The 12,319-nt window shown below is 70.1% G+C and carries 14 protein-coding genes and 1 pseudogene; 6 read left to right on the forward strand and 9 right to left on the reverse strand.

Translation table 11 applies throughout. From position 1 onward, the window contains the following. Window positions 1-4: 4 nt before the first annotated feature. Complete coding sequence (locus FB561_RS07595) at window positions 5-577, reverse strand: hypothetical protein (RefSeq protein WP_145812859.1); 573 nt, start codon at window positions 575-577, stop codon at window positions 5-7. Beyond that, window positions 574-2,352 (reverse strand): PHP domain-containing protein, encoded by a 1,779-nt coding sequence (locus tag FB561_RS07600; RefSeq protein ID WP_145804430.1) that lies wholly within the window; start codon window positions 2,350-2,352, stop codon window positions 574-576. Before FB561_RS07600 ends, FB561_RS07595 begins: the two co-directional genes overlap by 4 nt. 149 nt (window positions 2,353-2,501) lie before the next feature. On the opposite strand from FB561_RS07600, the gene FB561_RS07605 reads away from it, so the two are divergent. Then, window positions 2,502-3,137 carry a hypothetical protein gene (locus tag FB561_RS07605; RefSeq protein ID WP_145804432.1) on the forward strand — a complete coding sequence of 212 codons (636 nt, stop codon included), beginning with the start codon at window positions 2,502-2,504 and terminating at the stop codon, window positions 3,135-3,137. 7 nt (window positions 3,138-3,144) lie between these two features. On the opposite strand, the gene FB561_RS07610 is transcribed toward FB561_RS07605, so the two are convergent. From FB561_RS07610 to FB561_RS07620, 3 genes are all read right to left on the reverse strand, one after another. Next, the gene (locus FB561_RS07610) at window positions 3,145-4,311 is read right to left on the reverse strand and encodes an epoxide hydrolase family protein (protein ID WP_145804434.1); all 1,167 of its coding nucleotides are present in this window, start codon (window positions 4,309-4,311) and stop codon (window positions 3,145-3,147) included. Window positions 4,312-4,375: 64 nt separating this feature from the next. Further along, window positions 4,376-4,741: a VOC family protein gene (locus tag FB561_RS07615; RefSeq protein ID WP_145804436.1), complete on the reverse strand. Its 366-nt coding sequence runs from the start codon at window positions 4,739-4,741 to the stop codon at window positions 4,376-4,378. Window positions 4,742-5,083: 342 nt separating this feature from the next. After that, complete coding sequence (locus tag FB561_RS07620) at window positions 5,084-5,314, reverse strand: hypothetical protein (RefSeq protein WP_145804438.1); 231 nt, start codon at window positions 5,312-5,314, stop codon at window positions 5,084-5,086. Between the two features lie 257 nt (window positions 5,315-5,571). Here FB561_RS07620 and FB561_RS07625 point away from each other — a divergent pair, with 257 nt between their 5' ends. Together FB561_RS07625 and FB561_RS07630 are read left to right on the forward strand one after the other, a co-directional pair. Continuing rightward, window positions 5,572-6,123, forward strand: a complete 552-nt coding sequence (locus FB561_RS07625) for a MarR family transcriptional regulator (RefSeq protein WP_145804440.1) — start codon at window positions 5,572-5,574, stop codon at window positions 6,121-6,123. 67 nt (window positions 6,124-6,190) lie between these two features. Further along, a complete protein-coding gene (locus FB561_RS07630) occupies window positions 6,191-6,556 on the forward strand; it encodes a VOC family protein (RefSeq protein WP_145804442.1) in 366 nt (121 codons plus the stop codon). A gap of 9 nt (window positions 6,557-6,565) precedes the next feature. On the opposite strand, the gene FB561_RS07635 is transcribed toward FB561_RS07630, so the two are convergent. Then, a complete protein-coding gene (locus FB561_RS07635; RefSeq protein ID WP_145804443.1) occupies window positions 6,566-7,375 on the reverse strand; it encodes a DUF3152 domain-containing protein in 810 nt (269 codons plus the stop codon). Window positions 7,376-7,712: 337 nt separating this feature from the next. Next, window positions 7,713-8,132 carry a hypothetical protein gene (locus FB561_RS38515; protein WP_238334698.1) on the reverse strand — a complete coding sequence of 140 codons (420 nt, stop codon included), beginning with the start codon at window positions 8,130-8,132 and terminating at the stop codon, window positions 7,713-7,715. Here FB561_RS38515 and FB561_RS39175 point away from each other — a divergent pair. Together FB561_RS39175 and FB561_RS07645 are read left to right on the forward strand one after the other, a co-directional pair. Next, window positions 8,115-8,583: pseudogene (locus tag FB561_RS39175) on the forward strand (protein-arginine deiminase family protein); the annotation flags it as partial. The gene FB561_RS38515 and the pseudogene FB561_RS39175 sit on opposite strands and share 18 nt — an antisense overlap. Before the next feature lie 15 nt (window positions 8,584-8,598). Then, window positions 8,599-9,243 (forward strand): protein-arginine deiminase family protein, encoded by a 645-nt coding sequence (locus FB561_RS07645; RefSeq protein WP_272952576.1) that lies wholly within the window; start codon window positions 8,599-8,601, stop codon window positions 9,241-9,243. Window positions 9,244-9,249: 6 nt separating this feature from the next. Here FB561_RS07645 and FB561_RS07650 read toward each other — a convergent pair whose 3' ends face one another. Then, window positions 9,250-9,732, reverse strand: coding sequence for a GNAT family N-acetyltransferase (locus FB561_RS07650; RefSeq protein ID WP_238334699.1), 483 nt, complete (start codon window positions 9,730-9,732; stop codon window positions 9,250-9,252). Between the two features lie 100 nt (window positions 9,733-9,832). Here FB561_RS07650 and FB561_RS07655 point away from each other — a divergent pair, with 100 nt between their 5' ends. Continuing rightward, a complete protein-coding gene (locus FB561_RS07655; protein WP_145804450.1) occupies window positions 9,833-11,320 on the forward strand; it encodes an LCP family protein in 1,488 nt (495 codons plus the stop codon). Window positions 11,321-11,543: 223 nt separating this feature from the next. Here FB561_RS07655 and FB561_RS07660 read toward each other — a convergent pair whose 3' ends face one another. Continuing rightward, window positions 11,544-12,308, reverse strand: a complete 765-nt coding sequence (locus tag FB561_RS07660) for an SDR family NAD(P)-dependent oxidoreductase (RefSeq protein ID WP_145804452.1) — start codon at window positions 12,306-12,308, stop codon at window positions 11,544-11,546. Window positions 12,309-12,319: the final 11 nt, after the last annotated feature.

The following is a 12,319-nucleotide window of genomic DNA, read 5'->3' on the forward strand; positions in this document are numbered from 1 at the left end:
GTGGTCAGTGGTCGGTGCAGCACTTCTGCTGGTGCTCGGCCTCGAAGGGGATGAGGAGGCCTTCGGCTGCCGGCTGGACCTGGAGGACGGTGCGGCCGGTCCGGCGGATCGGCCGGAGGTAGTCGCGGGTGTCGACGCGGGTGCTGTCGTCGATCGAGAGTCCGCCGAGAGCTTCCACTTCGTCGATTCCGCAGTCGGCGCGGAGGTCCGCCACGGTGAGGATGCCGTGGGCGTTGTCCTGACCGGGCCAGCGGACCAGCCGGCCCGCGGTACCGAGGGCGCACTCGATCGCGGCCACGTACGCGCCGCGGACCAGGGTGCTCGGACCAGCCAGTTCCGGCCCGGACGCACCCGGCCGGGTGATCGCGAATCCGGCCGCGCGCCCTTCGCACCAGGTCCGGACGAGCTCGCTCAGGTCCGCCGTACTGCTGACCGAGACGGCCAGGTGCGGCCGGTCGCCGCCGCGGACCACGTGGGTCCCGGCGACGACCGGCGTACGCACCGGGCCGAGCAGCTCGTGCAGGAGGTGCTCGGCCTCGACGGCGTCGCGGCTGTCCGCGTCGATCGCGACGATCACTTCTTCGGCAGCACCCAGATCGGGTTCGTGTAGAACCACAGGTCGACCCACGGGTCCGCGTCACCGACCACGTCCAGCTGCGGACCGGCCGGGTCCACCGCGGCGCCGAGGTACCCGGGCTGGCTGCGGTTGCCGTCGGTCCCACGGACGCGGACGTAGAACGGCTCCTCCGCGGCACCGAGCGGCAGCACCAGCTCGTACGTGCCGCGCCGGCCCGACGTGTCCCACTGCCGGATCACCTTGGTGTCGGGCGCGGTGAACGTGTCCCGATCGGCCACGGCGCCCTTGACCGCGCCGCGGATCGCGTCGACCCGGTTCAGCGCGGGGACGAAGTTCGCCCAGTTCGGCATCGTCTGCGCGGTGATCCGGACGACCAACTCGACCGGACGGCCGCGACGGACCACGAGCGCGCCGCCGAGCGACTCGCCGTACCGGTGGCCGGACTCGCGGACCTCGACCTCGACGCCGCCGGCCAGCATGCCGTGGTCGACCCACATCCGGCCGGCCCGCAGCCCCGCCATCAGGGCGCCGTAGTCCCGCCGGTCGGCACCGACGTGGGTGCGGCTGTAGTACCCGGGCCAGAAGTCGCCCGCGGTCCGGTTGATCGCGTTGCCGTGGACGGGGTCCATGTACCGGCCGTCACGGTCGAACTGCTGCTGACTGGATCCGTCCGGGCGCCGCGAGGTCTCGTTCCAGTTCACGTGCGAGTCGGAGTTCGCGCTGATCCACCACGGTTTGCCCTCGGCGAGCAGGCTGTCCCACAGACCACCGACCGTCGAGGTCATCCAGTCGAACCCGCCCCAGGTCCGGTAGGACTCGGCCGGGTACCCCGGGAACGAGTTCGCGCCCGGCGCGTTGCCGTAGTACCCCCGGGCCGACGCGCCGCCGATCGGGGCCGGCAGCCCGGCTGCCTGGTGCCCGGGGGCGCCCTCGAAGCCGACCGCGATCCGCGGGTCCGCGTCGCGCCAGTTGCGGATCTCGTGCGGGCTGTCGATGCCGTTGCGGGCCGGGTGGTTCGCGAGGAACAGCGCGTCCTGGACGCGGCGCCGGTCCACCTGCCGGCCGAGCCACTGGATCCCGGACACCGCCAGCGCCTCGTTCGCCGGGGAGTTCCCGGAGGCGTTCCGGACCGAGCCGTCGTAGCTGTTCTCGAACTGCTTCAGCACCTCGACCTCGCGGCTGCCCGGGGCGACGAAGACGGTGCCGTGCTCGGCGGCCGGGATGTTCCACTCCAGGCCCTGGAAGATCAGCGTGTCCTTCAGCTCGGCCCGGGCCGCCTTGATCTGCGGGTTCACCAGGTCGACGCCGATCCGGGCGTGGGTGGCGCCGCCGTGGTCGGTGATGACGAGCCAGTCCAGCCCGTACGCCGCGGCGTGCCGGGCCTGGTCGATCACCCGGTACATGCCGTCGGAGCTGAGCTGGGTGTGAATGTGGTGGTCGCCGGCCAGCCAGACGTTCGGCCGCTTGCCCTGCTGGAACAGCCGGCCCGCCCCCGGTCCGCTCGGCGCCGTCGGGGTCGCGGCGGCGACCTGCGTACCGGTGACGGCGAGCGCGGCCGTTCCACCGAGGATGCCGGCCGAGCGCAGCAGCGAGCGACGGCTCACCTCGGCCGGTGAGAGGTCCGTGTCCGGGATCGACTCGTCCAGCGCGGCCAGCGTCGCGGCGTCCAGCTCGGTGTTCGGGTGGTGGTGATCGTGGTCGTGACCGTGACCATGTCCGTGCCCGTGGCCGTGCCCGTGGCCGTGCTCAGGGCCGTGGTCGTGGGAGTGTCCCATCGTGCGTCCTCTCGGCTGGCGGAAACGCCGGGATCATCGCGAATCCCGATGGCCGTGAGGTGTTCTCCCGGTGAACCGTTGCCGCCGCCGCGGCACCCCATTTACACGCCGCCACGGCGGAGTTTGAATGAAGGTGGGGGGAAATCGTCATGGACCGACGACGGCAGCGTGTTCGGGGGCCTCGGCAGCCGGCCGGAGCCGCGGTGGCCCTGGTCTCCGGGATGGCGGTGGGTGTCGTCATCGTGCTGCTGGCCTGGCTGATCAACCTCAATCTGGAGCAGGCGCACAACGCCGATCGGATGACGACCGCCCCGAAGACCGCGCCGATCGCCCCGGTCCGGACGGTGACCGTGGCGCCGCGGAGTACGCCGCCGGCCGCGCAGGCCAAACCCAAAGCGACCGGGGACGTCCGGTTGTTGCCGGACGGGCTGTACTGCAAGGACCTGCAGGTAGGTGGGTACGGCTACGCCGCCGCGGTCAACTACTGGCGGCTGCACGGTCAGTCCAACCGAATGGATGCCGACCGCAACGGTATTCCGTGCGAGACCGTGTACCCGCGCAGCGAGGTAGGCGCGTACTGGAACGGCCGCGAACCGACCGCGGCGAGCGGCGTCCCGGCGGGCCTCTTCTGCCGTGACCTCCTCGACCGCGGCGCACCGTACGGCGAGGCGGTCGCGTACTGGTGGTCGTTCGGGATGCCGGGCCGTATGGATGCCGACGGCAACGGGATCCCCTGCGAGACCGTCTATCCGGAGGCCGCGATCCGCGCCTTCTGGTCCCAGTGAGGACACCTCATCGCAGCGGCCGGAAGAACGCGCGGACGTCGTCGACCAGGAGCTCGGGTGCTTCGAGGGTCGCGAAATGGCCGCCTCGGTCGTACTCGGCCCAGTGCGTGATCGTGTGCTCCCGTTCGAGCAGGTGACGCATCGCCGGGTCGGTCGGGAACACGGCGACCCCGGTCGGCACGGTCGACGGGCCCGGGAACTCGGACGCGTGCCGGTTCTCGTAGTACAGGTTGGCCGAGGTGGCGGCCGTGTTCGTGAACCAGTACAGACTCACGTCGGTGAGCAGGTGGTCCAGCGGTACCGCGTCCTCGGGGAGCGGGCGGGCCGGATCGGTCCAGTCGTGGAACTTCTCCAGGATCCAGGCGAGCTGGCCGATCGGCGAATCGGCCAGCGCGTACGAGACCGTCTGCGGCTTGGTCGCCTGCAGTTCGGCGTAGCCCGTGCCGGTCGCGCGGACGGTCCGGGCGAAGTCGAGCTTGGCCTGGTCCCGCTGATCGAGGTCGTCCAGGTCGCCCGGTCGCGCGTCCGGGAACGCGAGCCCACCGTTGAGATGGACGCCGACGACCCGGTCCGGCACGATCCGGCCGACCAACGGCGACACCACGGATCCGGTGTCACCGCCCTGGGCGCCGTACCGGGGATACCCGAGACGGCGCATCAGCTCGATCCAGGCGCGGGCGATGCGAACGTGGTCCCAGCCGGACTCGGTGAGCGGGACCGAGTACCCGTGGCCGGGGACCGAGGGGGCCACGACGTGGAAGGCGTCGGCCGGGTCCGCGCCGTACGCCCGTGGGTCGGTGAGCGGGCCGAGGACGTCGAGGAACTCCGCGACCGACCCCGGCCAGCCGTGGGTGAGGACGAGTGGGAGCGCGTCCGGCTCGGGTGACCGGGCGTGCACGAAATGGATCCGCTGACGGTCGATCACGGTCGTGTACTGCGGGAACGCGTTCAGCCGGGCCTCCCAGACGCGCCAGTCGTACTGGTCGAGCCAGTACCGGACCACGCGCTGGAGGTACCCGACCGGGACGCCGCGATCCCAGTCGGCGCCGGCTCTGGGGTCGCCGATCCGCTGGGCCGTCTCGGGGAGGACACGCGGCAACCGGGCCCGGACGAGCCGGTCCCGCAGGTCGTCCAGGTCGGCCTGCGGCACGTCGATGTGGAACTCCTCGATCACCTTGGACCTCCTCGACCGCGCTCTGGATTCCAGCCTCCCCGATCCGACCGACAACCGGGCCCGGTCAGCGGTTGGCGTAGTACTCCGGTTTCATCTGGATCAGCTGGACGTAGTTGCCGTCCGGGTCGAGCAGGGTCGCGAAGACGCCGATGCCGCGGTCCTCCGGTTCGACCAGCCAGGTGACGTCGAAGGTCCGCAGGTGGCCGGCGGCAGCGTGGATGTCGTCGACGGCGAAGTTCACGATGAACCGGCCGGGCTCGACGGCCCGCGCGGCGACGTCGTCCCGGTGCTCGATCACCAGACCGAAACCGCCGAGGTCGAGATTGCCGTACCCGTCGACCTTGGCCTGGAACGCGTCGCGGTACCAGGTCTTGAGCCGGTCCGGGTCGGTGCTGCCGAGCAACATGCTGTTCAGAACGGGTCGGGTCATCGCGATCCACCTCCGGGTCAGGAGCCGCTGCTCGGCTCACGCCCGCTACGTCGGAAGCGTCCGGCCGCTCTCGACATCACCGGAAGATCAGCCGGAAGGTCCGGCGAAGGAAAGCGTCCGCACCGGGGGCCGAGGAAGGCAGAACCGGCGCGGACGCTCCATTCACGGCGCTGCGGCACCAGGGAATCCGCAGACCCGAGAATTTCTCAGTTTCGCTGGGGACAGAAATCAGGCGCATTCAGGGAGAGAAGTTGGCGGCAGGCAGGGGGCAGAATGCCGGCGCCTGCCTGCCGCCGACCAGTTGTGCACTGGCCTGGTGCCTCGATGGAGGCGACCGGGTGGTCAGCGGGGTGCTACGTCCCACATGCGCTCGCCGGGCAGGGGGTCGGGGAGTCGGTCGGTCACCGGCATCGGGTCGTTGGTGACCCGGAGCCCGGCGAACCGGCGGCTCATGGCGTGTGCGTACCGCTCGGCCAACGCCGGCTCGGCGTTGTAGTCGGCGATCACGTGCTCACCGAACCAGACTCGGACGCGTCGGCGCTCGGACGTCTGGGTCGCGGTGGCGGTTGTCACTGGTCCTCCTGGCAGTTCGCGGTAAGGGTCGGCGTCAAGGACGCGGAGCGAGCGCGGTGACGATGCGCCGTGTGTTCACCGTCACGTCAGAAGCAACGGAAGAACCGGACGCGAGGTCACGGTTTTCGTGCCGATTAATTCTTTGGAAACAGAGGTTTTACAGCCGGCCGGTCCGAACACCTGTTCCCTTCTCGATTCACAGGGTTTCCTCAGGAACGACACGCCGATTCGCCAGGCGAACTCCGTAGGCTGGACGCGTGACCATCGAAGACGCTGGAACCAGGGCCCTCGCCGTCCCCGAGCGGATCACGCCACCGACCGGGATCGCGACGGTCCAGACCGAGCACCTGATCGGTGACATCAGCGACGCGCTCCGGCTCCTCGACGCGGTCGAGCGGGTCCGCGGCCACGCCCACCCGCTCATCCTCGGCCTCCAGGACGCGGTCGGGATCAAGATGCCGGCCGCGCTGGTGCTGAGCGCGATCTCCAACGGCCGGGACACGGCGATCGGGGTCGCCGAGCAGGTCGGCACCACGCCCGGCGAGGCGGAGCTCGCGATCGCCGAGCTGGCCGGCCTCGGCCTGGTCCGGACCGAGCCGGCGCTGGCCGTCACCTCGCTCGGCCAGGCCCGGCTGTCCCAGCTCGACGGACTCACCGTCCGCGTGCTCGACGTCATCACCGGCATCCTCGGCCCGGCCGACGCCGCCCAGCTCGTCCGCCTGCTGCACACCGTCGCCGACGGCCTGGAGACCGCGGCCGTCAGCGCGGCCGTGACCGACGTGGTCCCGCAGGCGATCCTGCACAACTGACTGTCGAAGCGGGCGAGCCGGTCCCGACGTCCCGGGTGACAACACCTGCGAGACAGAGGAGATCACCATGTTCACCAAGACGAGAGCCTTCAGCGGCTTCTCCGTGAACGACATCGCGGCAGCCCGTACCTTCTACGCCGACCAGCTCGGGCTGGACGTGTCCGAGGAGCACGGGATGCTCAGCCTGAACATCGCCGGCGGTATCCCGGTGCTCGTCTACCCGAAGACCGATCACGTCCCCGCCGAGTTCACCATCCTGAACTTCCCGGTGTCCGACATCGACGCGGCCGTCAGTGAACTGACCGCTCGCGGCATCACCTTCGAGAACTACGGTCTCGAGCAGGACGCCACCGGGGTCCACCGGGGCGAGGGGCCGCCGATCGCCTGGTTCAAGGACCCGGCCGGCAACGTCCTGTCCGTGATCCAGCAGTAGGGACCGCGGTCAGCTCGTCGGTACGGAGTCGTCGTACTTGCCGAGGCGGCCTTCGTACCGCCGGCCGGAGCGGTACGGCCAGGCGTTGGCGGTGCAGCCGTGCAGGCCGAGGGTCTGTTGCTGCATCACCGGCGCCGGCCGGCCCGGGCCGGGGCAGAGTTCGTGGGCTTCGCCGAGGCGATGGCCGGTCTCGTGGCTCACCATGTACTGCCGGTAGACCGCGAGCGGAGCCCCGTACCCGGGAACGCCTTGGACCCAGCGGGCGATGTTGAGCACCACCCGCTTACCGATGCGGCAGCTCGTGTAGTGGTCGTAGCCCCCGCCGCACAACCGATCGCGCGTGCCCGGCGTGACGAACATCAGCTGGAATGCGGCCGCCTGACCCGGTCCCACCTGCCGGAACCGCCATCGTCCACCCGCGGTCCAGCCGTCCGGGGCGGCATAGGTCTCCCGGACGAAGCGGGCGACGGCCGATCGGTCGAGTCCGGTGATGCCGCCTTCCACCACGAACTGGTACGTCATCATTCGTCCACTCCGGCCGAGTGTCGCCGGATCACCCGGAAGGACGGCGTACGTTCCAGGCCCGCGATCGGGGTAGGCGATCCGCGGCTCGGTCGGGACGGAGGCCGACGTCCGCGCGGTCGGTTCGCCGGTGGCTTCACCCTGGACGGCCTGCGGAGGCTCAGCCAGTGCGGGCGCCTGCGCGATCGGGCGCTCGGGGAACTCGCGGTGGGCGAACGGCCCGGCCGGGAGCTGGTACAGCGCCCCCGTCGCGATCACCGCCACGAGTACCACGGCAGTAATCCTCAGCTTGCGCATCAGTCAGGCTCCTCACCGCACTCCCGCTGAGCGCGTCCTCACCTGCTACTTGCCTGCACACCCCGTATCCCTTCTCGGCGATCCGAATCCGCCCACGGGTGGAGATCGCGGCTCCGCCTGCCGGATTTGGTACGACCGTGTTAGTTTGACGAAACAGCACAGGCGTATCAAAAAGGAGACGACGATGAGACGGTGGACCGCGGGGCTGGGGGTGCTCACGTTGCTCGCCTCGTCCACACCGGCGCTGGTCGCGTGGAGCAGTGGGGTACAGGCCGGAGTGCAGGCGGATCTGCTCGCGGACGTGAACCGGGACGGGGTGCTCACATCTGCGGACGCATCAGGCGAGGACCGCTGGGACGCCAAGCGCGGCGCGATCTTCCTCGCGAACCTGGACGACGACGAACGGCGGTGCGAGGTCGCCCCGGCGGACCTGGACGCGATCGGGGCCGAGGTCGACCGCAAGCTCGCCGCCTGCAACGACGCTGCCGACGAACGGATCAACGGGGGCCGTGACCTGGCTGATCTCGCACCTCTGAAGATCGTTGCCCAGCGCAACCTCAGCGACCGGGCGACCGGGTCGGTCACGGTGAGCCCGGCCGACAAGGCACGCGTGTTCGCCGGTGGGAAACCGGTGACGACGTTGGGCAGCGACGAACTGCGGCGCGGAGCACGGCTCGGGCTGGAAGGACGGGACGTCGTTCGCGATCCGGCGAAGTGGGACGGGCAGATCACGGTCACGTTGACGGTCGCGGACCACGGGCGGACCAGTACCGACGTCGTCCGGCTCCGGGTCGCGCCGTTGATGCTGCAGAACGACCTGCAGCGAGCGGAGACGGTACTGGCCGGGCAGCCGAACGACGGTCCCGGGTGGTCAGGTGGTTCGTTGCCGTATCCCGACGGGGTCCCGGGTGAGTGGGAGGCGTTCGCGCGGACGTTGGGCCAGGCCACGCGATCCGCGGGCGCCCGGACGAAGTACCTGCGCGGCACAGAGCTGGACTGGAAGGACATGTGGGTGCAGGACACGTTCGAACCGGCGACCGCGAGCATGCCCGCTCTCGGAGGCAGCCAGACCATGCGCGTCCTGATCCGCTCGGGGAACGTGTGGGAGTTCCCAGGCCCCGACGGAAAGCCGGTGGCGACGCCGCGACCCGCGGGCCGGCTGATCTTCCGCGATCTGCGCGGACCCGACGTCGGGGCGGAAGCCGGATCCCGGGTTCCTCAAGCTGGTCAGCGAGCAGGGATACCAGCCGCCGGTCCGGATCGACACGTCCTGGCTCCTGGTCGGGCACGTCGACGAGACGGTCCACGTGGTCCGCGCCGACAACGAGCGCGGCTGGACCTTGGCGGTGGCCGACCCGCGATCCGCCGTCCGGTTGCTCGAGGACGCGCATCGCAAGGGAGCCGGGAGCGTGCGGCTGTTCGCGGACACCAATGCGCCGCGCAAGCCGACGGTCGACGAGATCCTTGCCGACAGCAAGCGCCTCACGGCCAACGCGGAGGCGGCCCGGCACATCGACGACCAGGTCAGGATTTTGCTGCGGGCAACCGGCCTCCGATCGTCGGACCTGGTCCGGCTGCCGGTGTTCTTCGAGAAGCAGGAGCAGCTCGGCGGACTCCGCGCACTCACCCCCGATGTCGTGAACGGCGTCTCCTTAACCGAGCGCCAGTTCGCCGCCCCGGACCCGCACGGCCCAACGGTCCACGGCCAGGACATCTTCCGCGCGGCCACCGAGATCGCCCTCGCCAAGGCCGGCGTGCGCGTCCACTGGGTCGAGGACTTCTTCTGGGCCCACCTGGGCGGCGGCGAGGTCCACTGCGCGACCAACGCCCTCCGCGATACCCGGACCACGAACCGCTGGTGGTCCTGACCGAGATCAGCGCGGGACGTGGAGGCGTTGGGTCGAGTACCGGCTGTCGACGAAGCCGAGGGAGTGATACAGCTCGGCGCCCTCTTCGGTGGCGTGGAGTTCGACCTGGCCGACGCCGGTCTCGTCGCGGTACCAGTCGAGCAGGGCGGTGACGCAGGCGCGGGCCAGGCCGCGGCGGCGGAAGGCCGGCTCGGTGCTGACGTTGTACAGGGCGCCGCGCAGGGTGGTCGGGTCCTTCGGACCAGGTGGGTGGACGGTGACGTGGCCGGCCGCGTTCGCGACCACGCCGGCTTCCGGGTCGTCGGCGACGAAGGCCGCGAAGGAGGCGGGCGAGCTCAGCTGGTCGGTGAAGTACCGCAGTGCCACGTCGCGCCACGGTGCGTCCGGTCCGCCGAGGTCCTGGCCCATCGCCTCGAGCATCAGCCCGCGGAGCCGGACCAGGGCCGGCGCGTCGTCCGGTCCAGCGCGGCGTACCTCGATCTCGGTCACCGCGACATTCTGCCGAACTTTCTGCCCGGTCAAGGAATCGAACCCGGTGGACGTCGACAGGGGAGACGTCCGCCCGCCTCGCTTCGACCCAGAGGGAGTCATGTCCCCGACCGCGCGCAGAGCCCGACGAGCCCGGCCCCGCACCGACGGGACCACGCGGCGCCGGACGACTCTCGGCGCGTTGGGTCTCGCGATCGCCGGCGCCCTGCTCCCCGGTACGGCGTACCTGGTGGCGGGGCGCCGGCGACTGGGCACACTCGTCCTGGTCACCTGGCTGGGCCTGCTCGGCAGCGCGGCGTACGTCGGTCTCGTCCGGCGCGAGGACCTGATCAGCTGGGCCCTCGATCCGGACGTGCTGCTCGGGATGATCCTCGGCCTGATCGGGCTCGGTCTCGCCTGGGTCACCGTTCTCGTCACGTCGTACAAGCTGCTCCGCCCGGTCCCGAGCGGCATCGGGCCACGGCTGTTCGGCTCGGCGGTGATCGGGCTGGTCTGTTTCGCGATCGCGGCCGGCTCGGCGGTCGGTACACAGAACCTGGTCGCCCAGCGCAACCTGGTCACCAAGGTTTTCGCGGACGGCGACTCGAAGAGCGGGACCAAGCCGCAGCTCGACCGCAAGGACCCGTGGGCCGACCTCCCGCGCCTCAACCTGCTCCTGCTCGGCGCCGACGACGCGGAGGGCCGCCCCGGGACCAGGACCGACACGGTGATCGTGGCCAGCATCGACACCCGGACCGGCGACACGGCCCTGATCTCGCTCACCCGCAACTTCATGCGGATGCCGTTCCCGAAGGGCACCCCGCTGCACGACAAGTTCCCCACCGGCTTCTGGAACCCGGCCGTCCCGGCGGACAAGGAGCAGTCCGAGTTCTACCTGGACGCGATGTACAAGAACGTCCCGCGCGACTACGGCAACCTGCTGGAGCCCTCCGACAACCCCGGCGCCGACGTCCTCAAACTCTCGGTCGGCGAAGCTCTCGGGCTCAAGCTGCACTACTACCTGCAGATCAACCTCTCCGGCTTCGAGAAGATGGTCGCCGCCCTCGGCGGCATCACGGTGAACATCAACTACCCGGTCCCGGTCGGCGGTGACGACGACAAGAACATCCCGCCCGGCCGGTACCTCCAACCAGGCCCCAACCGCAAACTCCAAGGCTTCGACGCCCTCTGGTTCGCCCGAGGCCGCTACCGCGTACCGGGCGCCGACCTCGCCCGCCAAGCCCGCCAGCGCTGCACGATCAAGGCCATCGTCGAACGAGCGACTCCGCAGAACGTGCTAACGAACTACCAGGAGATCGCGGCGGCGGGTGAGCAGCTGATCCGCACGGACGTACCGCAGGAGCAGCTGGCGAACTTCGTCGCCCTGGGCCAGAAGGTGAAGTCGGCGAAGATCAAGAACGTCGATCTCGACAAGAAGAAGAACTTCCCCAACGGCCGCAACCCGAACTACGCAGGCATGAGAGCGATCGTGAAGACCGCGCTGAACCCACCCACCGCGGTCAAGCCAACAGTCCAACCGACTTTGAGACCGACGCCGACCGAGGAACCGGCCGACCTGACCGCCTCCTGCGCCTACAACCCCAGCTGAGCACGAGGCGCCGCTGATCCGACGCGGCAGGCCATCTTTGAGCACGGCCCAGTTATTTGCGGGGTCGGAATCCGGCTGGGTCGCGCACAAGGTGGGCCAGCCGTTCGACCTTGTGCGCCGTCCAGCTACTTCTCCGGCCCGAAACTGACTGAGCCGCACACAAAGACGCGGGAGCCGGTGGCTTGGGGTGGGGTGGGGGTGGGGTGGGGTGGGGTGGGCGTTTCTACGCGTACCGGACGCCCAGGCCGCCGTCGACGGACCAGTTGGCGCCCGTTACGTACGACGCGGCCTCCGAGGCGAGGAAGCACACGACCTCTGCCACGTTCTCCGGCGTCCCGATGCGCCCCAGCGGATGGACGCTCAGGGCCTTCTCGCGTTCGCCCGGAATCGTGTCGAAGAACTCTTCCAGCAGGTCGGTGCCGATGTAGCCGGGGCTGACCGCGTTCACGCGGACGTTGTGGGGTGCCACGTCGAGGGCCAGGGAGCGGGTCATGCCGACCAGGCCGGACTTCGCCGCGGCGTACGGGAACATGCCGGCGGTGGTCAGGCTGGAGTGGATGGAGGCGATGTTGACGATCGCGCCGTGCCGGTCGGCGATCATCGACGGCAACACCTGGCGGGCCATCAGCCAGGCGCCCTTCAGGTCGACGTCGAAGACGCTGTCCCATTCCTCGACGGTCATCTTGGTCGCGTCGGCGTACGCGTTCTTGCCGGCGTTGTTGACCAGGACGGTGACCGGGCCGAGGTCGGCGACGATCGCGTCGACGGCGGTACGGACGGCGGACTCGTCGGTGATGTCGCCGACGGCGGCGTGGACCCGGGCGCCGGTGGCTTTCAGGTCGGCGGTCGTGGTGGCGAGTTCGTCTTCGAGGACGTCGAGCAGGGCCACGGCGGCACCCTCCTCGGCGGCCTTGAGGGCGACCGCGCGGCCGATTCCGCGGGCTGCTCCGGTGACCAGTACGACCTCGTCCGTCAGACGTCCAGACACTGCTCCTCCTT

The organism is Kribbella amoyensis, assembly GCF_007828865.1.
Lineage (GTDB): Bacteria > Actinomycetota > Actinomycetes > Propionibacteriales > Kribbellaceae > Kribbella > Kribbella amoyensis.